General features: G+C 73.7%; 22 protein-coding genes. 5 read left to right on the plus strand and 17 right to left on the minus strand.

All coding sequences use genetic code 11. From position 1 onward, the window contains the following. Nucleotides 1–253 precede the first annotated feature (253 nt). A complete protein-coding gene (locus AB0O40_RS17915; protein ID WP_365041971.1) occupies nucleotides 254–1,117 on the minus strand; it encodes a polysaccharide deacetylase family protein in 864 nt (287 codons plus the stop codon). Continuing rightward, nucleotides 1,114–2,082 (minus strand): polysaccharide deacetylase family protein, encoded by a 969-nt coding sequence (locus AB0O40_RS17920; RefSeq protein ID WP_365041974.1) that lies wholly within the window; start codon nucleotides 2,080–2,082, stop codon nucleotides 1,114–1,116. The genes AB0O40_RS17915 and AB0O40_RS17920 overlap by 4 nt, the downstream gene beginning before the upstream one ends. Nucleotides 2,083–2,154: 72 nt before the next feature. On the opposite strand from AB0O40_RS17920, the gene AB0O40_RS17925 reads away from it, so the two are divergent. Continuing rightward, entirely contained in the window at nucleotides 2,155–3,351 is a 1,197-nt protein-coding gene (locus AB0O40_RS17925) for a methyltransferase domain-containing protein (protein ID WP_365042129.1), read from the plus strand. Here AB0O40_RS17925 and AB0O40_RS17930 read toward each other — a convergent pair. From AB0O40_RS17930 to tsaB, 5 genes are read right to left on the minus strand one after another with little or no spacing between them, the layout of a single operon-like run. Next, nucleotides 3,290–4,063: a hypothetical protein gene (locus tag AB0O40_RS17930; protein WP_365041977.1), complete on the minus strand. Its 774-nt coding sequence runs from the start codon at nucleotides 4,061–4,063 to the stop codon at nucleotides 3,290–3,292. The genes AB0O40_RS17925 and AB0O40_RS17930 overlap by 62 nt on opposite strands. 46 nt (nucleotides 4,064–4,109) lie before the next feature. After that, the gene (locus tag AB0O40_RS17935) at nucleotides 4,110–4,370 is read right to left on the minus strand and encodes a hypothetical protein (protein ID WP_365041980.1); all 261 of its coding nucleotides are present in this window, start codon (nucleotides 4,368–4,370) and stop codon (nucleotides 4,110–4,112) included. Next, a complete protein-coding gene (gene tsaD, locus AB0O40_RS17940; protein ID WP_365041983.1) occupies nucleotides 4,367–5,482 on the minus strand; it encodes a tRNA (adenosine(37)-N6)-threonylcarbamoyltransferase complex transferase subunit TsaD in 1,116 nt (371 codons plus the stop codon). Before tsaD ends, AB0O40_RS17935 begins: the two co-directional genes overlap by 4 nt. Continuing rightward, a complete protein-coding gene (gene rimI / locus AB0O40_RS17945; RefSeq protein WP_365042132.1) occupies nucleotides 5,475–5,957 on the minus strand; it encodes a ribosomal protein S18-alanine N-acetyltransferase in 483 nt (160 codons plus the stop codon). The genes tsaD and rimI overlap by 8 nt, the downstream gene beginning before the upstream one ends. 38 nt (nucleotides 5,958–5,995) lie before the next feature. Beyond that, entirely contained in the window at nucleotides 5,996–6,658 is a 663-nt protein-coding gene (tsaB, locus tag AB0O40_RS17950) for a tRNA (adenosine(37)-N6)-threonylcarbamoyltransferase complex dimerization subunit type 1 TsaB (RefSeq protein WP_365041986.1), read from the minus strand. A gap of 111 nt (nucleotides 6,659–6,769) precedes the next feature. On the opposite strand from tsaB, the gene AB0O40_RS17955 reads away from it, so the two are divergent. Beyond that, complete coding sequence (locus AB0O40_RS17955) at nucleotides 6,770–7,327, plus strand: hypothetical protein (RefSeq protein WP_365041989.1); 558 nt, start codon at nucleotides 6,770–6,772, stop codon at nucleotides 7,325–7,327. A gap of 290 nt (nucleotides 7,328–7,617) precedes the next feature. Further along, complete coding sequence (locus tag AB0O40_RS17960) at nucleotides 7,618–7,803, plus strand: hypothetical protein (RefSeq protein ID WP_365041992.1); 186 nt, start codon at nucleotides 7,618–7,620, stop codon at nucleotides 7,801–7,803. 9 nt (nucleotides 7,804–7,812) lie between these two features. Here the strand turns inward: AB0O40_RS17960 and tsaE are convergent, their stop codons facing one another. The 6 genes from tsaE to glmS all read right to left on the minus strand — a co-directional run bounded on the left by tsaE (nucleotide 7,813) and on the right by glmS (nucleotide 14,538). Further along, nucleotides 7,813–8,358, minus strand: coding sequence for a tRNA (adenosine(37)-N6)-threonylcarbamoyltransferase complex ATPase subunit type 1 TsaE (gene tsaE, locus AB0O40_RS17965; RefSeq protein WP_365041994.1), 546 nt, complete (start codon nucleotides 8,356–8,358; stop codon nucleotides 7,813–7,815). After that, nucleotides 8,330–9,484, minus strand: coding sequence for an alpha/beta hydrolase (locus AB0O40_RS17970; RefSeq protein WP_365041997.1), 1,155 nt, complete (start codon nucleotides 9,482–9,484; stop codon nucleotides 8,330–8,332). Before AB0O40_RS17970 ends, tsaE begins: the two co-directional genes overlap by 29 nt. A gap of 14 nt (nucleotides 9,485–9,498) precedes the next feature. Beyond that, nucleotides 9,499–10,635 (minus strand): alanine racemase, encoded by a 1,137-nt coding sequence (gene alr, locus AB0O40_RS17975; RefSeq protein WP_365042000.1) that lies wholly within the window; start codon nucleotides 10,633–10,635, stop codon nucleotides 9,499–9,501. Between the two features lie 176 nt (nucleotides 10,636–10,811). Further along, a complete protein-coding gene (locus tag AB0O40_RS17980) occupies nucleotides 10,812–12,221 on the minus strand; it encodes an NAD(P)H-hydrate dehydratase (RefSeq protein ID WP_365042003.1) in 1,410 nt (469 codons plus the stop codon). A 5-nt stretch (nucleotides 12,222–12,226) separates the two neighbouring features. Next, nucleotides 12,227–12,595, minus strand: coding sequence for a holo-ACP synthase (locus tag AB0O40_RS17985; protein ID WP_365042135.1), 369 nt, complete (start codon nucleotides 12,593–12,595; stop codon nucleotides 12,227–12,229). Between the two features lie 95 nt (nucleotides 12,596–12,690). Next, nucleotides 12,691–14,538 (minus strand): glutamine--fructose-6-phosphate transaminase (isomerizing), encoded by a 1,848-nt coding sequence (glmS, locus tag AB0O40_RS17990; protein WP_365042006.1) that lies wholly within the window; start codon nucleotides 14,536–14,538, stop codon nucleotides 12,691–12,693. A gap of 153 nt (nucleotides 14,539–14,691) precedes the next feature. Here glmS and coaA point away from each other — a divergent pair, with 153 nt between their 5' ends. Together coaA and AB0O40_RS18000 are read left to right on the plus strand one after the other, a co-directional pair. Further along, nucleotides 14,692–15,681 (plus strand): type I pantothenate kinase, encoded by a 990-nt coding sequence (gene coaA / locus AB0O40_RS17995; protein ID WP_365042009.1) that lies wholly within the window; start codon nucleotides 14,692–14,694, stop codon nucleotides 15,679–15,681. Nucleotides 15,682–15,706: 25 nt separating this feature from the next. After that, nucleotides 15,707–16,666, plus strand: coding sequence for a DUF389 domain-containing protein (locus AB0O40_RS18000; protein WP_365042012.1), 960 nt, complete (start codon nucleotides 15,707–15,709; stop codon nucleotides 16,664–16,666). Nucleotides 16,667–16,711: 45 nt separating this feature from the next. Here AB0O40_RS18000 and glmM read toward each other — a convergent pair whose 3' ends face one another. The 4 genes from glmM to AB0O40_RS18020 all read right to left on the minus strand — a co-directional run bounded on the left by glmM (nucleotide 16,712) and on the right by AB0O40_RS18020 (nucleotide 20,715). Further along, nucleotides 16,712–18,070, minus strand: coding sequence for a phosphoglucosamine mutase (gene glmM, locus AB0O40_RS18005; RefSeq protein ID WP_365042015.1), 1,359 nt, complete (start codon nucleotides 18,068–18,070; stop codon nucleotides 16,712–16,714). Between the two features lie 142 nt (nucleotides 18,071–18,212). After that, nucleotides 18,213–18,728, minus strand: a complete 516-nt coding sequence (gene rpsI, locus AB0O40_RS18010) for a 30S ribosomal protein S9 (protein ID WP_365042018.1) — start codon at nucleotides 18,726–18,728, stop codon at nucleotides 18,213–18,215. A 42-nt stretch (nucleotides 18,729–18,770) separates the two neighbouring features. Beyond that, the gene (gene rplM / locus AB0O40_RS18015; protein ID WP_365042021.1) at nucleotides 18,771–19,214 is read right to left on the minus strand and encodes a 50S ribosomal protein L13; all 444 of its coding nucleotides are present in this window, start codon (nucleotides 19,212–19,214) and stop codon (nucleotides 18,771–18,773) included. Between the two features lie 244 nt (nucleotides 19,215–19,458). Continuing rightward, complete coding sequence (locus AB0O40_RS18020) at nucleotides 19,459–20,715, minus strand: glycosyltransferase family 87 protein (protein ID WP_365042024.1); 1,257 nt, start codon at nucleotides 20,713–20,715, stop codon at nucleotides 19,459–19,461. Nucleotides 20,716–20,743 lie beyond the last annotated feature (28 nt).

Here is a 20,743-nt window from a genome sequence, read left to right on the forward strand (position 1 = left end):
GCTCCGCGCAGCGGCCGGGCGCGGGCCCGGAACCCGCGCCTCAATCGCCGGCGGGGCTGGAGTTGTCCCCGGCGGGGCCGTGCCAAAGGGTGGGCGGGGCCCAGGATTCGGGGCGCCGCCCCGGACCCCGCGCCTCAATCGCCGGCGAGGCTGGAATTGCCCGGCCGCAGCGCAAAGGGTGGGCCGAGGCTGGAGGTGCCCGGCCGCAGCGCAAAAGGTGGGCCGGGGCACCCGGGAAGTGGCCGGGGCCGAGTCAGAGGTAGTCCTCCAGGCGGGCTATTTCGTAGCCCTGGGACTGGATGCGGCGCAGCATCGCCGTGGTCATCTCCGTGATCGTGGAGCCCTTCAGCTCCGCCCGCCCCCGGAAGTGCGCCAGCACGATGTCCCCCGGCCGCAGGCCGGCGCCCTCCGCGTACCGGAGGTCGTGTATCTGCATCGTCACGCGCCACAGCACCGCCGCCGACAGCCCGCAGGACCTCGCGGCGCGCAACGTGTCGTCGTTGTAGTTGCCGTACGGCGGCCGGAACAGCCGCGGCGCCGTACCGAATCGTTTCGTCAGGCGTTCCTGCTGGCCGCATATCTCGGCCCGCTGCGCCTCGTACCCCAGCGTCCGCAGGTTCGGGTGGGTCAGCGTGTGGTTGTTCACCGCGCTGCCCGGCCCGAGCTGCCGGATCCGCTCGAAGTGGTCGTACCCCGGCCCGGCCACGCTGTCGGTCAGGAACATGCTGATCGGCAGCTTCAGGTCCGCCACCATGCGCAGGAAGGCGGGGTCCTTCTCGGCCCCGTCGTCGTACGTCAGGAAGACGATCTTCCGGCCGGCCGGCACGGGTATTCGGTCCACCACCGGCACCCGCCCGGGCCCCGCCGCCGGCAGCCGCGGCTTGCGGTCCGGCCGCGGGGCGAAGACCAGCGGCTTGGCCAGCCCCCACTTGCGGTACGCCAGCGAGGCCGGCGAGGGCGCGGCGGAGGGGGCCGGCGAACGGCTGCCGTGCACCCCCTCCGTGGCCTTGCGGCCCAGCCGCTCGATCGGGTCCACGCTCTGCGCGCACCCGGCGAGCGCCACCGCCAGCGCACCGGCCGCCACCGTCCCGGCCACCAGCCGGCGCGCCTTGCTCACAGGTAGTCCTCCAGCTTTGCCACGGCGTAGCCCTTGTCCGTGACGGTCTTCATGACCTGACGGATCATGTCAGGCATGGTCCCCTTCCAGTCCTCCCGGCCCCGGAAGTGCGTGAGGATGATGTCGCCGGGGTGCAGGTCCCGGTCCCACTCGCGCCACTCCATGTGGTCGGTGAAGGCCTCGGCGTTCCACAGCGGGGCGTACTTGATGCCGCAGGACTTCGCGGCGCGCAGGGTGTCCTCGTTGTAGTTGCCGTACGGCGGGCGGAAGACCTCCGGCCGCTTGCCGAACTGCTTCTCGATGGTGTCCTGCTGACCGCAGATCTCCTGGCGCTGCTTCTCGTACGAGAGCGCCGGCAGGTAGCGGTGGTTGAGGGTGTGGTTGTTCAGCGTGACGCCGAGGTCCTGCATCTTCTTGAAGTAGCCGTAGTCCGAGCGGACCAGGTAGTCGCTGAGGAAGGCCGTGTACGGGATCTTCAGCTCGCTCATCATCCGCAGGAACTCCGGGTCCTTCTCGGCCCCGTCGTCGATCGTCAGGAAGACGACCCGGTCCTTGGTCGGGACGGTGGTGAAGATCGGCGGCAGGTCGTCGCCGTCCTCCACCTCGAAGCCCTTGCGGAAGGTGATCTCCGGCTTGACCTTGGGCGCGGCGGGCGCGAGCAGCGGGGTCTTCGCCAGCCCCCACCGCTTCGCCGCGGCGATCCGGGCCTGCTCGGCCTGGCGCAGCCGGGCCGCCTCGGCCGCCTTCCGGGCCTGCACGCCGGCGGGGCCCGCGAGTCCGGGGGCCGCCTTGGCGCCGTGGCCGGCCGCGCCGCCGGCGGCGTCCGGGCCGGAGCTGCCGCAGGCCGTACCGCAGGCCGCGACCAGGAGCGCGGCGAGGACGACGCCCGCGCGACCACGCGCCCCGCGGGGGCGCACCTCACCCGCATACGGGGCGATTTGTTCCTTTTTTCCTACTAGCTGCATGGCGCCGGATCTTGTCACTTCGAGGGCCCGCAGCCGGTACGACACCTCGGCGGGGCGCGGACCTTCCTCCGGCTGGCCGACAATGAACCGGTGAACGACCTCGACTCCTTCGCCGCCCTGCTGACCGACGAGGGCCGCGCCCTGCTCGACTCGCTGCGGGACCACGAACCCGCGAAGGAGCTGGCCACGGCCACCCGGCTGCGGCGCGAGCACCCGGCCGAGCTGGTCTCGGCGGCCCTGGGCCAGGCCCGGCTGCGCCAGCGGGCCGCGGCCAAGTTCGGCCCGGCGGACGCCTTCCGGATGTACTTCACCCCCGCCGGGGTGGAGATGGCCACCCGCGCCTCCGTCGCCGGCTACCGCGCACAGCGGTTCGCCGCCCTGGGCGTGCGCAGCGTGGCCGACCTGTGCTGCGGCATCGGCGGCGACGCGCTGGCCCTGGCCCGGGCGGGCATCGCGGTCCTGGCCGTCGACCGGGACCCGCTGACCTGCGCGGTGGCCCGGGCCAACGCCGAGGCGCTGGGGCTCACCGAGCTGATCGAGGTCCGCGAGGCGGACGTCACCGAGGTCGACACCACCGGCTACGACGCGGTCTTCCTCGACCCGGCCCGGCGCGGCGGCCGGGGCCGCACCTTCGACCCCGAGGCGTACTCCCCGCCGCTGTCCTGGGCGGTCCGCGCGGCCGGTACCGCGAAGTACGCGGCCGTCAAGATCGCCCCGGGCATCCCCCACGAGGCCGTGCCGGCAGCGGCCGAGGCCGAGTGGATCTCGGACGGCGGGGACGTGAAGGAGGCCGTGCTCTGGTTCGGCACCGACCCCGGCGCGGTCCGCGCCACCCTGCTGCCCGGCCCGGTCTCGCTGCGCACCGCCGACCCGCTGCCCGACCCGGAGCCGGGCCCGGTGGGCCGGTACCTCTACGAGCCCGACGGGGCCGTGATCCGGGCGCACCTGGTGGCCGAGGTGGCCGCCGAGCTGGCCGGCCGGCTGATCGACCCGACCATCGCGTACATCACCGCCGACGAGCTCCGGCCGACCCCGCACGCCACCGCGTACGAGATCACCGACGTCATGCCGTTCAACCTGAAGAAGCTCAAGGCCCTGCTGCGCGAGCGGGAGGTGGGGATCCTCACCGTCAAGAAGCGCGGCTCCGCCGTGGAGCCGGAGGAGCTGCGCAAGAAGGTCAAACCGCAGGGGCCGAACTCCGCGACCGTCATCCTGACGCGGGTGGCCGGTGCTCCGTCGATGCTGATCGGCCACCCGGCCCGGCCGTAGCGCCCGGCCGGACCGCCGCCCCCGGCCCGCCGGCCGGCGGGGCCGGCACGACCGCCCGCCGCGGCCCCTCGGGTGCCGCCCGGCCGGCCGGCACCGTCGTACCGCCCCGGGCCGCCGGCCCGGCGAAGGCCCGCAGCGCCCACCGGTAGTGCCACCAGGCCTTGGCCACGCCCGTCAGGCCGGTGAGCCACAGGACCGTGCCCAGCCCGGCCCAGTAGGCCCGCTCGCCGTCGGTGGCCCCGGCCGGCGCCGCCCCGAAGCTGAGCCACAGGCCCAGCCCGCTGACCGCGCAGGAGGAGAGCAGCCACACCAGGCTGCGCACCGGCGCCCGGTGCCCGGGGTCGGTCACCGGATCGCGCCCCGACCGGGCCCAGGCGTACAGCAGCGCCCGCTCCGCGCGCTCCCGGCGGACCCCCGCGGCCAGCGCGAACCCGCCGGGCACCAGGACGCCCGCGCCGAGCGCGACGGAGAACAGCCCCAGGATGTTCTCCGTACCGCCCTTCTCGAAGGACATCAGCGCCATGCCGAGGAAGGACCAGCCGAGCGCGAAGAGCGCGGCCACCCCCCAGAGCAGCAGCAGCCGCCCGAAGCCGAAGGCCCGGCGCCCCAACTCCCCCAGTGCGTAAGCCCGGTCGGCGCGCAGCGCGGTCGCGTCCGGCCACGCCTGTATCTGCGCGGACGGCGGCGGTGGCGGCAGGTCACGGCGGGGCATGGGCCCAACTTAGCGGTCGTACCGGGGAGTCAGGACCTGCCGGAGCTCAGTCGGTGCCCATCGACTCGAACCGCCACCGGTGCACCGGGCGGGTGATCAGATCCGCCGCGGGCTCCGGGAGTTCGGGCAGCTCGTCGCCGGGCTCCGCCGCCCACCAGGTGATGACCAGCACCCGGTCGCCCGGGGCGCGCAGCACCTCCCGGCGCAGCGGCTGCGCCGCGAGCACCCGGGCCCGGGCCCACTCGAGGAGTTCGGCGCCCCGGCCGGCCACCGCCCGCGCCTCCCACATCAGGGCGATCGTGCTCATGAGTAGAGGTTGTCCTTGCTCAGCTCGTGCACGTGGTCGTGGTCGTGGGAGTGACCGTGGCCGTGGCCGGTGCCCGGGACGTGCGGATCGGTGACCGGCAGCGAGGAGTCCGCCGACAGGTCCCAGTCGGAGGCGGCCCGGCCGCGGGCCACCATCTCCGCGCCGAGGGCCGCGACCATCGCGCCGTTGTCCGTGCACAGCTTGGGGCGGGGCACCCGCAGCACGATCCCCGCGTCGTCGCACCGCTCCTGGGCCAGCGAGCGCAGCCGGGAGTTGGCGGCCACGCCGCCGCCGATCATCAGGTGGTCCACGCCCTCGTCCTTGCAGGCGCGGATGGCCTTGCGGGTGAGCACGTCCACCACGGCCTCCTGGAAGGACGCGGCCACGTCCCGCACCGGCACCTCCTCGCCCGCGTTGCGCTTGGCCTCGATCCAGCGCGCCACGGCCGTCTTGAGGCCCGAGAAGGAGAAGTCGTACGCGGCGTCCCGGGGGCCGGTCAGCCCGCGCGGGAAGGCGATCGCGTTCGGGTCGCCCTCCTTGGCGAGCCGGTCGATCACCGGGCCGCCGGGGAAGCCGAGGTGCAGCACCCGGGCGATCTTGTCGAAGGCCTCGCCGGCCGCGTCGTCGATGGTGGCGCCCAGCGGCCGGACGTCGGAGGTGATGTCGGGGGCCAGCAGCAGCGAGGAGTGCCCGCCGGAGACCAGCAGCGCCATGGTCGGCTCGGGCAGCGGGCCGTGCTCCAGCTGGTCCACGCAGATGTGCGAGGCCAGGTGGTTCACCCCGTACAGCGGCTTGCCTAGGGCGTACGCGTACGCCTTCGCGGCCGAGACGCCGACCAGCAGGGCGCCCGCGAGGCCGGGGCCGGCGGTCACCGCGATGCCGTCGAGGTCCCGGGCCGAGACCCCGGCCTCCTTGAGGGCCCGCTCGATGGTGGGGACCATCGCCTCCAGGTGCGCGCGGGAGGCGACCTCGGGCACCACCCCGCCGAACCGGGCGTGCTCGTCGACGCTGGAGGCGACGGCGTCGGCCAGCAGGGTGTGGCCGCGGACGATGCCGACGCCGGTCTCGTCGCAGGAGGTCTCGATGCCGAGGACGAGGGGTTCGTCAGCCATGGATCTCACTTCTCACGGAGCTCAGGGAGTGTGCGGGGTCGGCGAGGCGCATCACGAGCGCGTCGACGTTGCCGGGCTGGTAGTAGCCGCGCCGGAAGCCGATGGGTTCGAAGCCGAAGCGCTCGTACAGGCGCTGGGCGCGGGTGTTGTCCACCCGTACCTCCAGCAGTACCTCGGCGCATTCGAAGGCGGTGGCGGCGCGCAGCAGTTCGGTGAGCAGCCGGCCGCCGAGGCCGGTGCCCCACTGGTCGCGGGCCGCGGCGATGGTCTGCACGTCGGCCAGGTCACCGGCCGCGGCCAGGCCCGCGTACCCGACGATCCGGCCGTCCGGGGCCTCGGCTACCACGTACCGCCGGGTGGCGGCGGGGCCCCGGGCGTGGGCCAGTTCGGACCAGAACATCCCCGCGGACCAGGCGTCCTCCGGGAAGAGCTCGTGTTCCAGCTCCAGCACCGGCGCGATGTCCCACCAGCGCATCTCGCGCAGGACGGCCGCCGCCGGGGTCGCGTGCGGGGTCACTTGGGGGTGACCACCTTGTAGTTCTTCGGCACCTGCGCGTCCGGGCGGCGCAGGTAGAGCGGCTGCGGGGGCAGGAAGTCGGTGCCGGCGGCCAGCTTTTCGGCGGCCAGCGCGGCGAGCGCGGCGGCCGACTGGTGCTCGGGGCCGCGCGGGTCCCCGAAGACCTCCGGGTAGAGCAGCGCGCCGGCGCCCACCGCGGGCAGGGCGGCGACCTCGTCGGCGATGTCGGCCGGCCGGTCCACCGAGGGCTCGGTCAGGCGGGTGCGCGGGTCCGCGTACCTGGCCCAGTAGACCTCCTTGCGGCGGGCGTCGGTGGCGACGGTGAAGGGGCCCTCCAGGCCCGCCAGTCCGGCCGCGTAGGCCAGGCCGTCCAGGGTGCACAGGCCGTGCACCGGGACGCCCAGCACGGAGGCGAAGGTGGTGGCCGTGACCAGGCCGACCCGCAGGCCCGTGTAGGGGCCCGGACCGACGCCGACGACCACGCCGGTGACGGCGTCGAGCGTGCGCCCCGCCTCGGCGAGCACCTTGTCGACGGAGGGCAGCAGCAGCTCCCCGTGGCGGCGGGCGTCGACCTGGTTCGACTCGGCGACGACGGACTGGCCGTCGTGCAGGGCGACGGTCACGGCGGGGGTGGCGGTATCCACAGCGAGCAAGAGCACGCGAACAGCCTACGACTCCGGGGGCGCGGCCCATGGCGGCCCCGCCCCGGGGCACCCCGACTGCTACCGTCACCCCAGGACGGACGGCGTACGACGCGAAGGTGGGACAGGGTGGCTCGGAGCAGCTCGGGAATCGTGGCCGGGCTCACCGCCGCGGCGGTCGCGGCCGTCGGCTTCCTCGCCTTCCAGGCCCAGGCCAGCGCCCCGGCGATGCGGGCCGCGACCCCCGAGCGGTCGGTCTCCCCCAGCGCCCCCGCCGCCATCGGCCCGGGCACCGGCAAGAAGGACTCGACGGCGGTGCCCGCCAAGTCCGGCACCGGCGTGCGGGTGGTCTACTCGGTCGCCGGGAAGCGGGTCTGGCTGGTCGCCGAGGCCGGCAGCACCCAGACCTTCGTCGTGATGCCCTCGACGGTCCACCCGACGCCCGGCACCTACTCCGTGACCTCGCGCTCGGGCCAGGTCAAGGGCTCCGACGGGGTGCCGATCGAGCACGTCGTGCGCTTCACCGGCGTCAACGGCGTGGCGGTGGGCTTCAGCGCCCGGGTCGACGGCAAGATGCCGCAGCCGGACACGTCCAAGAAGACCGGCGGCATCCGGATGAGCCGGGCCGGCGCCGACGCGATGTGGGCCTTCGCCACCATCGGCTCGAAGATCGTGGTCGTCGACTAGTTCCGACCGTCCGCGCGAGCGGACCGGGCGGTCCAGCCGCCACATCACCCGTACGAACGATCCCCCGCGGGGCCGGCCCGGCCCCGCGGGGGCTTCCGCATGCCCCGGCGCGGATCCGGCCCGCCCGGGAAGCGCCCTCCTGGGGCACATGTCCGGCCACTCTTCCCGACAAGCCGTCGGCAACCTGTTGCGCAGTCGCCCGGGTCCGTGGTGACATGGTGAGCGAGAGCTTGTTAGGTATACCTAACTACGCCCTGACGACGGCGTCCCCGGGCCCCAGGAGGCGACCCATGCCCGCAGCAGAGCGCGACGAACTCCCCCGCATCCCGCGGCGCACCACCGCCACGGGCCCGTCGGTCCGGGACCTGCTGGCCTCCTGCGCCGCGGCCACCGCCGTCTCCACGCCCCCGCCCACCACGGCCCGCCGCCACGAATCCGAGGACGACCCGACCCCGGCCCCACCCGAAGCCGCCTGAGCCCGGGCGTCAGACCTCCGCGAGCTTGCCCAGACCCGCGTCCTGCCAGCGCGCCCCGAGGCCGGTCACCGTCACCTCGCGGGTGTCGTCCAGGACCTCCTCGTGGCCCACCGCGCGCGCGATGACCACGTGCAGCCGGTCGTCGGACAGCTCCTCGACCTTGCCGTCGCCCCACTCGACCACCACCACCGAGTCCGGCAGCGAGACGTCGAGGTCCAGGTCCTCCATCTCGTCGAGGCCGCCGCCCAGCCGGTAGGCGTCCACGTGCACCAGCGGGGGTCCCTGCACCAGCGACGGGTGCACCCGGGCGATCACGAAGGTCGGCGAGGTCACCGCCCCGCGCACCCCCAGCCCCTCGCCCAGGCCGCGGGTCAGCGTGGTCTTGCCCGCGCCCAGTTCACCGGTCAGCAGGACGAGGTCGCCGGGGCGCAGCAGCCCCGCGAGGGCCCGGCCGAGCTCCTGCATCCGCTCGGGCGAGTCGACGGTGACGCGGACGACGGAACCGGCGGCCGGCTCCGGGGCGGCCTCAGCGGGCCGGATGTGCGGTGCTTCCATACGCGCCAACGTTAGTCCCTGCCGGGACGACCCCGGCCCGCGCCAGCAGCCCGGCCAGGTGCGTGGTGACGGTCTCCGGGTGCTCCAGCATCACCAGGTGCCCCGCCTCCGGCAGCAGCACCAGCTCCCGGTCGGTCAGCTGCGCCGCGATCACCTCGCTGTGCGCGGCCGGGGTGATCAGGTCCTGCTCGCCCGCCAGCACCAGGGCCGGCAGGTGCGCGAAGGCGCCCAGGGCCGTCGTCTTGTCGTGCTCCTGGAGGGCCGGGTAGAACTCCGCGACCACGTCGATCGGGGTGGCCTCGATCATCCGCTCGGCGAACCGGGCCACGGCCGGGTCCACGTCCTTCGACGCGAAGGAGTAGCGCTTGATCATCCCGGCGAAGAGGTCCGCGGTGGCCCGCCGGCCCCGCTCCACCAGCTCCGCCTCCGAGCCCAGCGCCCGCAGCACGCCCGGCAGCACCCGGCGCACCACGTTCATCCCGGCCGCCGGCAGCCCGAAGGTCACCTCCGACAGGCCCCCGCTGGAGGTGCCCACGAAGGCCACCGCGACGGCCCGCTCCCGCAGCAGCTCGGGGAACTGCTCGCCCAGCGCCATCACGGTCATGCCGCCCATGGAGTGGCCCACCAGCACCAGCGGGCCCTCCGGGGCCGCCGCGTCGATGACGGCCTTCAGGTCCCGGCCCAACTGGTCGATGGAGAGCGGCACCTCGTCGGCCTGGTCCAGCCCGCGCTGCGAACGGCCGTGGCTGCGCTGGTCCCAGTGGACCGTGCGGACCAGCCCGCGCAGGGCGGCCCGCTGGAAGTGCCAGGAGTCCTGGTTGAGGCAGTAGCCGTGGCTGAACACCACGGTCGGAGCCGGCTTGCGGCGGAAGCGCGGACGCTTGGCGGAGCCCTCGGGGACCTCGTCCACCTCGTAGTACAGCTCGGTGCCGTCGTCGGCGCGGACCGTGCCGGGGGTGCCGCGCAGGGAACCGTAGGGACCCGAGGCGTCCAGCGCCAGCCGGGCCCGCGCGCGCATGCCGCGGCCGACCGTCAGCCGCTCCACGGCCACGCCGGCGGCCGCCCCGGCGGCTATGACGCCGATCGCGGCGCCGGCCAGGCCGGCCTTGCGCCAGTTCTCGCTCACGCTCCCACCTCTGCCTAGGGGTTCAGGTAGACCCGCGGGACCCGTGCCCCGATCCTCGTCACGATCTCGTACGCGATGGTGCCCGAGGCCTGCGCCCAGTCCTCGGCGGTGGGCTCGCCCGCGTCGCCGGGGCCGAACAGCACGGCCTCCTCGCCGGTGGCCACCGTGTCGTCGCCGAGGTCGACCACGAACTGGTCCATGGCCACCCGGCCGGCCGCCGTCCGCACCTTGCCGCCGACCAGGACCGGGCCCCGGCCGGAGGCGTGCCGCGGGATCCCGTCGGCGTAACCGGCGGGGATCAGGCCCAGGTTGGTCTCGCGGTCGGTGACGTAGTGGTGTCCGTAACTCACCCCGTGCCCCGGCGGCACGGCCTTGACCAGCGCGACCGAGGCCTTGAGGGACATCGCGGGACGCAGCCCCAACTGCCGGGAGGTGCCCAGCTCGGGGGCCGGCGAGACCCCGTACACGGCCAGGCCGGTGCGCACCAGGTCGAAATGCGTCTCGGGCAGGGTGAGCGTGGCGGGCGAGTTCGCGATGTGCCTCACCTCCGGCTCGAGCCCTTCCTTCTCCGCGTACTCGACCATGTCGCGGAAGAGCGTGAGCTGAGCGGCGATGGACGGGTGGCCCGGCTCGTCGGCGCAGGCGAAGTGCGACCACAGGCCGGTGACGAGGATCGTGCCCTCGCTCTGCGCGGCGAGGGCCTGCTGGACCAGTTCCGGCCAGTCCGCGGGCTGGCAGCCGTTGCGGCCGAGGCCGGTGTCGGCCTTGAGCTGCACCCGGGCGGTACGGCCGGCCGCCCGGGCCGCGGCGGTGACCTCGCGCAGCGCCCACAGACCGCTGACCGCGACGTCCAGGTCCGCCTCGACCGCCTCGCGCCAGGGCCCGCCGGGGGTCCACAGCCAGCAGAGCGTACGGGCGGTGATGCCGGCCGCGCGCAGCGCCAGGGCCTCCTCGGGGGTGGCGGTGCCGAGCCAGCCGGCGCCGGCCTCGAGCGCGGCGCGGGCACAGGGCACGGCGCCGTGCCCGTAGCCGTCCGCCTTGACCACGGCCATCAGCTCGGCCCGGGGCGCGCGGTCGCGCAGTGCGCGGACGTTCCCCCGCACGGCGGCCAGATCGATCTCGGCGCGTACGCGCGACGGTGTCGTGTTCATCCCGCCCAGTCTCTCATCCGCCCTTGCCGTCCCCGGGCCCCGGCACGTACGGCTCCGCGAGGCTGCATGTGCAGCCCCGCCGGCGTTTGAGGCGCGGGGCCCGGGGCGGAGCCCCGGGGAACGGTGGAAGGGTGGGTAGGGGACCGGCTCCGCGCAGCGGCACCGCCCACCGGCGGTCAGGGGCGACGGACCTCGCGCCACGCCCGCGGCAAGGCCTCGGCCACCTCGTGCGCGAGCAGAGGCGCACCACCGGCAGCCAGCCGCGCCGCAAGCCCGTGCACGTACGCCCCAACGGAGGCCGCGTCGTACGCGGAGAGGCCACCGGCCAGCAAGGCCCCCGCCACCCCCGCCAACACGTCCCCGCTACCGGCCGTCGCCAGCCACGGCGACCCCGTCGGGTTCACCCGGACCGTCCCCGAGGCCGGCCCGCACACCAGGGTCGTCGCCCCCTTCAAGAGGCACACCGCCCCGAACCGCGCCGCGAGCTCCCGCACCGCCCACACCCGCCGCGCCTCGACCTCCGCCCGGGAGACCCCCAGCAGCGCCGCCGCCTCGCCCGCGTGCGGGGTCAGCAGCGTCTCGGCGGACCGGGAGCGGACGGCCTCGGGGGTCAGCCCCCGCAGCCCGTCCGCGTCCAGCAGCACCGGCACGGACGAGGCCAGCGCCCGGGCCGCCCCGTCGCGCTCCTCGCCGATCCCCGGCCCGGCCACCCAGGCCTGCACCCGGCCGTCCCCGATCAGCACCTCCGGGTACCGGGCCAGTACGTCCGCCCCGGCCGGCCCCGCGTACCGCACCGCCCCCGCTCCGCCCCGCAGCGCCCCGGCCACCGCCAGCACCGCCGCCCCGGGGTAGCGCGCCGAGCCGGCCGCGATCCCGACGACCCCCCGCCGGTACTTGTCGCTGAAGGCGTCCGGCACCGGCAGCAGCCGGGCCACGTCCGCGTACTGGAGCGCTTCGAGCTCCGGCGCGGCGGGCAGCGCCAGCCCGAGGTCCACCAGCCGCACCGCCCCGGCCCGCGAGGCCCCCGGGTCCACCAGCAGCCCCGGCTTGTACGCCCCGAAGGTGACGGTGGCGTCGGCGGTCAGGGCCTCGCCCGCGATCTCGCCGGTGTCCGCGTCCACCCCGCTCGGCAGGTCCACCGCGACCACCGGGGCCCCCGCCCCCCGGGCCCGGGCGGCCTGTTCCGCGAGCGCGGCCGCGGCCGGCCGCAGCCCGCCCCGGCCGCCGATCCCGAGCAGGCCGTCCACCACCAGGCAGGCGCCGTCCGGCACCCGGTCCACGACCCGGCCGCCGGCCCGCAGCAGGGCCCGCAGCCCGCCCTCGTGGAGCCGCGCCGGGTCCATCGGCACCACCCGCACCCCGGCCCCGCGCCGCGCCAGCCGGGCCCCGGCGTACAGCGCGTCGCCGCCGTTGTCCCCGGGCCCGGCCAGCAGGACCACCCGGGCCCCGGACACCTTCCCCGCCAGCCCCGCGCAGGCGGCGGCCAGTCCGGCCGCCGCCCGCTGCATCAGGGCGCCCTCGGGCAGCCGGGCCATCAGCTCGCGCTCGGCGGCCCGTACGGTCTCCACGCTGTAAGCGGTACGCATGGGGACTAGCTTTCCGCGATCACCACCGCGGATGCCACCCCGGCGTCGTGGCTGAGCGAGATGTGCCAGGACCGCACCCCGAGCGCCTGGGCGCGCGCGGCCACCGTCCCGGACACCCGCAGCCGGGGCTGCCCGGTGTCCTCGACGTACACCTCGGCGTCCGTCCACAGCAGTCCGGGCGGTGCGCCCAGCGCCTTGGCCAGCGCCTCCTTCGCCGCGAACCGGGCGGCGAGCGAGGCGATGCCGCGCCGCTCGCCGCTGGGCAGCATCAGCTCCCGCTCGAGGAACAGCCGCTTGGCCATCCCGGGCGTCCGGGCCAGCGCCTCCTCGAACCGGTCGATCTCCGCGACGTCGATCCCCACCCCGACGATCACCGTCGGCACCTCGTGTTCTTCATGGAGGAGAAACTACGCTCACTCCACCGTCACCACTGCGCCCACCGGTCGGCGACCGGCTCCACTCGCTCCGCTCACTCCACCGTCACCGACTTCGCCAGGTTCCGCGGCTGGTCGACCTCGTTGCCCCGGGCGGTGGCCAGCTCGCAGGCGAAGACCTGGAGCGGGACGGTCGCCACCAGCGGCTGGAGCAGCGTCGGCGTGGCCGGGATGCGCACCAGGTGGTCGGCGTACGGCACCACGGCCTCGTCCCCCTCCTCGGCGATCACGATGGTCCGCGCCCCGCGGGCCCGGATCTCCTGGATGTTGGAGACGATCTTGTCGTGCAGCACCGAGCGGCCGCGCGGCGAGGGCACCACGACCACCACCGGCAGGTCGTCCTCGATCAGCGCGATCGGCCCGTGCTTGAGCTCCCCCGCCGCGAAGCCCTCGGCGTGCATGTACGCCAGCTCCTTCAGCTTGAGCGCGCCCTCCAGCGCCACCGGGTAGCCGACGTGCCGGCCGAGGAAGAGCACGGTGTTCTTGTCCGCCAGCGAGCGCGCCAGCGCCCGGACCGGCTCCATGGTCTCCAGCACCCGGTCCACCGCCTCCGAGATGTCGGACAGCTCCCGGATCACCGAGTGGATCTCGTCGCCCCACTTGGTGCCGCGCACCTGCCCCAGGTACAGGGCGACCAGGTAGCAGGCGACCAGCTGGGTCAGGAAGGCCTTGGTGGAGGCGACCGCCACCTCCGGCCCGGCGTGCGTGTAGAGGACCGCGTCGGACTCGCGCGGGATGGTGGAGCCGTTGGTGTTGCAGATCGCGAGGACCTTCGCGCCCTGCTCGCGGGCGTGCCGCAGCGCCATCAGGGTGTCCATGGTCTCCCCGGACTGGGAGATGGCCACCACCAGCGTGCGCTGGTCCAGGATCGGGTCCCGGTAGCGGAACTCGCTGGCCAGCTCGGTCTCGCAGGGGATCCGGGTCCAGTGCTCGATGGCCAGCTTGGCGATCATGCCCGCGTGGTACGCCGTACCGCAGGCCACGATGACGACCTTGTCGATCTCGCGGAGCACCGAGTCGGGGATCCGCAGCTCGTCCAGGGAGAGGGTGCCGCTGCCGTCGATCCGGCCGAGCAGGGTGTCGGCCACGGCCTTGGGCTGCTCGGCGATCTCCTTGAGCATGAAGTAGTCGTAGCCGCCCTTCTCGGCGGCCGAGGCGTCCCAGTCCACGTGGTACGCCCGGACGTGCGCGGGCGCGCCGTGGAAGTCGGTCACCGTCACCCCGTCCCGGCGCAGCTCGACCACCTGGTCCTGGCCCAGCTCGATGGCCGAGCGGGTGTGCGCGATGAAGGCGGCCACGTCCGAGGCGAGGAAGTTCTCGCCCTCGCCCACCCCGACCACCAGCGGGGAGTTGCGGCGCGCCCCGACCACCACGTCCGGCTCGTCGGCGTGCACCGCGACCAGCGTGAAGGCGCCGTCGAGCCGGCGGCAGACCTGGCGCATCGCCTCGGCCAGGTCCCCGCTGGCGGAGAAGGCCTCGGTCAGCAGGTGGGAGACCACCTCGGTGTCGGTCTCGGAGAGGAGGGTGTGGCCGCGCTCGGCCAGTTCGGCGCGCAGCGCGGCGAAGTTCTCGATGATGCCGTTGTGGACCACCGCCACCCGGCCGGAGTTGTCGAGGTGGGGGTGGGCGTTGGCGTCCGTGGGTCCGCCGTGGGTGGCCCAGCGGGTGTGCCCGAGCCCGGTGGACCCGGCCGGCAGCGGTCGGCTGACCAGCTCCTTCTCCAGGTTGACCAGCTTGCCCGCCTTCTTGGCGGCGGCCAGCCCGCCGTCGGCGAGCACGGCGACCCCGGCCGAGTCGTACCCCCGGTATTCGAGCCGCTTGAGTCCTGCGATGACGACATCGAGCGCCGACTGCGCTCCTACGTAACCGACGATTCCGCACATGGAGGGGATCCTATTGACGCGGCCCGTGCCGCCGGGGTCCAAAAGGCTGTGTCGGCACCCGTTCGTGCGGACACCGGCCACCGGCCCGCCACCGCCCGGCCACGTGACCGAGCCCACCACCCACGGACCGGCCGCAGCGCCGACAATGACCCTGTGATCACTTCGCCGCCACGAAGCGCCCAGCGCCGGGCCGAGGGCTCGCCGTACGTCGACCTCACCCGTGCCGAGTGGAGCGCCCTGCGCGAGCGCACCCCGTTGCCCCTGACGGCCGAGGAGGTCGAGCGGCTGCGCGGTCTGGGCGACGTCATCGACCTCGACGAGGTGCGCGACGTCTACCTGCCGCTCTCCCGCCTCCTGAACCTGTACGTCGGGGCCACCAGCAACCTGCGCGGGGCCCTCAACACCTTCCTGGGCGACGCCGGCAACGGCCACGGCGCCCAGCCGGGCACCCCCTTCGTCATAGGCGTCGCCGGCTCGGTGGCGGTGGGCAAGTCCACCGTCGCCCGACTGCTCCAGGCCCTGCTGGCCCGCTGGCCCGAGCACCCCCGGGTCGAGCTGGTCACCACCGACGGCTTCCTCTACCCGATGCAGGAGCTCCGGGAGCGCGGTCTGACCTCGCGCAAGGGCTTTCCCGAGTCGTACGACCGGCGGGCCCTGACGCGGTTCGTCGCGGACATCAAGGCCGGCAAGGACGAGGTCACCGCGCCCGTCTACTCGCACCTGATCTACGACATCGTGCCCGGCGAGCGCCTGGTCGTGCGGCGCCCGGACATCCTGATCGTCGAGGGGCTCAACGTCCTGCAGCCGGCCCTGCCCGGCAAGGACGGCCGCACCCGTGTCGGGCTGGCCGACTTCTTCGACTTCAGCGTGTACGTGGACGCCCGGCCGGAGGACATCGAGCTCTGGTACCTCAACCGCTTCCGCAAGCTGCGCGAGACGGCCTTCCAGAACCCGTTCTCCTACTTCCGCAAGTACACGCAGGTCTCCGAGGACGAGGCGATGGACTACGCCCGGACGATGTGGCGGACCATCAACCGGCCGAACCTGCTGGAGAACGTCGCGCCCACCCGGGGCCGGGCCAACCTGATCATCCGCAAGGGGCCCGACCACAAGGTGCAGCGGCTCAGCCTCCGCAAGCTCTGACCGGTCCGCCCCTTAGGGTGCGGCCATGCTGCATCTTCGTATCATCACGCCGGCGGACCGTACGGAGGCCGTGCTCGAGGTGGTCGAGCAGACCGTCGGGACCACCCACGTGGCGGTCCTGACGGGCGCCGCCCGCGACCCGGCCGGGGACATCGTGCTCTGCGACGTCGCCCGGGAGGCCGGGGACGAGCTGCTGCACGGCCTGCGCGGGCTGGGCATCGACCGGGACGGCGCGATCGCCGTGGAGAACATCGACCTGTCGATCTCCACCCGCGCCGAGGCGGCCGAGGAGGAGGCCCCGGGCGAGGGCGCGGACGCGGTGATCTGGGAGCAGCTGGCGGAGGCCACCCACGAGGAGTCGACGCTCAGCATCACCTACGCCGCGTTCATGATCGTCGCCACGATGATCGCGGCCTGCGGCGTGGTGCTGGACAACGCCATCCTGATCGTGGGCGCGATGGCGGTGGGCCCGGAGTTCGGCCCGCTGGCCGGGATCTGCACCGGCCTGGTGCAGCGGCGGCCGCGCCTGGCGGTGCGCTCGCTGGTGGCGCTGGTGGTGGGCTTCGCCGCGGCGATCGTGGCCACCACGCTCTTCAGCCTGGTGATGGACGCCCTGGACATGTTCCACCCGGGGATGCTCGAGGCCCCGCGGCCCAACACCAGCTTCATCTGGCAGCCCGACCCGTTCTCCTTCGTGGTCGCGGTGCTCGCCGGGGTGGCCGGGGTGCTCTCGCTGACCTCCGCGAAGGCCGGGGCGCTGGTGGGCGTGGCCATCTCGGTGACCACCGTGCCGGCCGCCGCCAACGCGGCCGTGGCCATGAGCTACGGCGAGTTCGCCCAGATGTGGGGCTCGGCCGAGCAGCTGCTGCTGAACCTGCTGGGCATCGTGCTGGCCGGCTGCCTGACGCTGCTGGCCGGCAAAGTGCTGTGGCGCACCCAGCGGGGACGGATGACCCGTCCCCCGGGTGCGCCACGGCACTTCTGACCAGGCGTACGAAGACCCGTAGGCGGGGCCCGCACGCGGTGCGGACTAGCCCAGCGCGGACTTCACCGCGTCCGCCAGCCGGCCGGCGACCGCGCGGGCCTGCTCGGTGTCGGCGGCCTCGACCATCACCCGGACGAGCGGCTCGGTGCCGGAGGGGCGCAGCAGCACCCGTCCGGTGGAGCCCAGCTCCCGCTCGGCGTCGGCCACCGCGGCGGCCAGGTCGCCGGAGGTGGCCACCCGGGACTTGTCGACGTCCGGGACGTTGATGAGGACCTGCGGCAGCCGGTTCATCACCGAGGCCAGTTCGGCCAGCGACTTGCCGGTGGCGGCCACCCGGGCGGCCAGCAGCAGGCCGGTCAGGGTGCCGTCGCCGGTGGTGGCGTGGTCGAGGATGATCACGTGGCCGGACTGCTCGCCGCCCAGCGCGTAGCCGTGCTCCTTCATCGACTCCAGCACGTACCGGTCGCCGACGGCGGTCTGCACCAGCTCGATGCCCTCGGCCTCCATCGCCAGCTTGAAGCCCAGGTTCGACATCACGGTGGCGACGACGGTGTTCTTGCGCAGCTGGTCGGACTCGCGCATGGCGAGCGCCAGCACCGCGAGGATCTGGTCGCCGTCGATCTCGTTGCCCTCGGCGTCCACGGCCAGGCAGCGGTCCGCGTCGCCGTCGTGGGCGATGCCGAAGGCCGCGCCGTGCTCGACCACGGCCCGCTTGAGCAGCCCGAGGTGGGTGGAGCCGCAGCCGTCGTTGATGTTGAGGCCGTCCGGCTCGGCGCCGATGGTGACGATCTCGGCGCCGGCGCGCGAGAAGGCCTCCGGGGAGACGTGGGCGGCGGCGCCGTGCGCCTCGTCCAGCACGACCTTCAGGCCGTCGAGCCGGTTGGGCAGCACGCCGATCAGGTGCGAGACGTAGCGGTCGAAGCCCTCGTCGTAGTCCCGGACCCGGCCCACGCCGGCGCCGGTGGGCCGCTCCCAGGGGGCGCCCGTGCGGTGCTCCTCGTAGACGGACTCGATCTGGTCCTCGAGCTCGTCGGCCAGCTTGTGGCCGCCGCGGGCGAAGAACTTGATGCCGTTGTCGGGCATGGCGTTGTGGCTGGCCGACAGCATCACGCCGAGGTCGGCGCCCAGCGCACCGGTGAGGTACGCCACCGCCGGGGTGGGCAGCACACCGACGCGCAGGACGTCCACGCCGGCGCTGGCGAGGCCCGCGACCACCGCGGCCTCCAGGAACTCGCCGGAGGCCCGCGGGTCCCGGCCGACCACCGCGGTCGGGCGGTGCCCCTCGAACGTGCCGGCCTCACCGAGCACGTGCGCGGCCGCCACGGAGAGGCCGAGCGCCAGCTCGGCCGTCAGATCCGCATTGGCGACACCGCGTACACCGTCCGTGCCGAAGAGTCGTCCCACTGTGTCCTCCGAGATCAGCGCTGGAACCGCGTTGTTTGCAGCCTTGAACCAGATATACGTCGCTTGTGGCGATAAACGAACCGCCCCGGCAGCACAGAAGGTGTGCCGCCGGGGCGGATTCGTGCAGAGCAGCAGGCGGTGTTTAGCGCTTGCTGTACTGCGGGGCCTTACGGGCCTTCTTGAGACCGGCCTTCTTGCGCTCGACCGCACGGTCGTCGCGGGAGAGGAAGCCGGCCTTCTTGAGGGCCGGGCGGTTGTTCTCGACGTCCGCCTCGTTCAGCGCACGGGCCACGCCCAGGCGCAGGGCGCCGGCCTGGCCGGACACGCCGCCACCCGCGATGCGGGCGATGACGTCGTAGCGGTTGTCGAGCTCGAGCACCTTGAAGGGCTCGTTGACTTCCTGCTGGTGCACCTTGTTGGGGAAGTAGTCCTCAAGGGTGCGACCGTTGATCTTCCACTTGCCGGTGCCCGGGACGATCCGGACGCGGGCGATGGCGTTCTTGCGACGGCCCAGGCCGGCGGCCGGCTGCGGGTCGCCGAAGCGGGAGGCCAGGGACTCGGAGGTGTAGTCACCCTCCGGCGCCTCGGACTCGAAAGTGGTGACAGCGTCGTACGTCTCGTCGCCCTCGATGGGGGTCTCGACGGTGGTCTCGGCCACGATTCTCCTCAGAATTCTCTACGTCTTAGGGGGTGGCCGGAATTACTGCGCGACCTGGGTGATCTCGAACGCCACAGGCTGCTGGGCAGCGTGCGGGTGCTCGGCACCACGGTAGACCTTCAGCTTCGAGAGCATCTGACGACCCAGGGTGTTCTTGGGGAGCATGCCCTTGATGGCCTTCTCCACGGCCTTCTCCGGGTTGTCACGGAGCAGGTCGTCGTAGCGGACGCTGCGGAGACCGCCCGGGTAACCCGAGTGGCGGTACGCCATCTTCTGGGCCGCCTTGTTGCCGGACAGGTGAACCTTGTCGGCGTTGACGATGATGACGAAGTCGCCCATGTCCATGTGGGGGGCGTAAGTCGGCTTGTGCTTGCCCCGCAGGAGGGCAGCGGCCTGGGTCGCCAGACGGCCGAGGACAACGTCCTGGGCGTCGATGACGAGCCACTGGCGCGAGATGTCGCCGGGCTTGGGGCTGAACGTACGCACGCGTATGCCTTCGCTTCTTCAGTGGTGGGTCATCCCATAGGGCACTAGCCCCGCGGAAATGGTCCTGACAGGGTCACCACGGACGATCACGACAGCCCTCGTTCGCATCGGGGACGCAACCCTCGCGAACGGATTGAACTGCTGGTCATCGGTCCGGTGGACCGGCGCAAGGCCCTTTCACGTGAGAATGAGAAAGACCATACGCATAACAAACCAGCAGGATACCCAAGAGGACCCGTACGGGTCAAAACGCGGTCCGCGATGCCGATGGAACTGGCGTCGCGGCGCACTCCGGTTCGGTCCTGGGTGGGGACCCCGCAGTTGTTACGGGTCCCAGAGTAACCCGACCGGAGCGCAGTACACGACCGCCCAGCAGGACGGCCAGCCCGCAGAGGGTCGCCATGTCCAGGAACGCCCGCCTCTTGTTGTCGAACCCGGGGGGCCACGGGACGCCCGCCGCCTGGGGCAGCAGGGCCAGCCAGAACCAGGGGGAACGCGGCATCGAGCCCGCCCGCACCCCCGAGGCCAACAGCAGCGGGAGCACCACCAGCAGGTAGTGGTCGAAGGACGGCCGGGAGACCAGGAATGAGGCGAGCATCACCATGCAGGCCGTCTCCACCAGCCGCTGCGCCGCCTCCGGCCCGTCCTCGGCCGGCCGCCGCCAGCGCAGCCACGCGCACCCCAGTCCGGTCAGCGCGAGCACCCCGGCGAGCACCGCGGCCACCGGCCCGGGCACCCCCAGCCGCGGCAGCACCGCGACCGGCGAGGCGTCCCACGGCCGGGCGAAGGAGTCCTGGCCGTGCAACAGGAAGGGCAGCGTCTTCGTGAAGAAGAGCGAGGGCCGCGGCATCAGCAGCGCCCCCAGCAGCGAGAGCGCCAGCGGCACCGACACCACCGCGGCCAGCGCCCGCCACCGCCGCGCGAACAGGAACAGCAGCACCAGCGGTACCAGCATCGGCTTGGCCGCGATCGCCGCGCCCACCACCAGCCCGGCCGCGAGCCAGCGGCCCCGGTGCGCCAGCAGCAGCGCCACCGGCAGGGCGGCGGCCGACAGGCAGGTCCAGTTCCCCAGCAGCACCAGGTTGGCGAACGGCCGGTAGGCGATCGCCAGGACGGCGAAGCCGAGCACCGCGAAGCGGCTGCGGGCCGGCACCCGGAAGATCCGCAGGCTCGCCCACCAGCCGACGGCCAGCAGCGCGGACATCCCCAGCGGCACCAGGGCCCGCTGCACGGCCACCGGGAGCAGCGCCTCGGGCAGCGCCACCACCACCGCGCTCGGCAGGTAGAGGAAGCGCTTGTCGGCGTACGGGGAGCGGCCGTCGAGCAGCGCGTCCGCGGCCCGGACCACGAAGGCGTTGTCCATGCCCCCGTCGGCGGTGCGCAGTGAGGCGGACAGGGCGACGGCCGTCAGGACGCCGAGCATGACCAGCCGCCAGATCCGGGGGGCGGGCTGGAGAGCCCACCCCTCGAACGCCCCTTCGACCCTTTTGTCCCAGTTCATAAGCCGAGACTAGGGCGGCGGAAGATCA

Source organism: Streptomyces sp. NPDC089919 (assembly GCF_040684615.1).
In the GTDB taxonomy this organism is placed as follows: Bacteria; Actinomycetota; Actinomycetes; order Streptomycetales; family Streptomycetaceae; genus Streptomyces.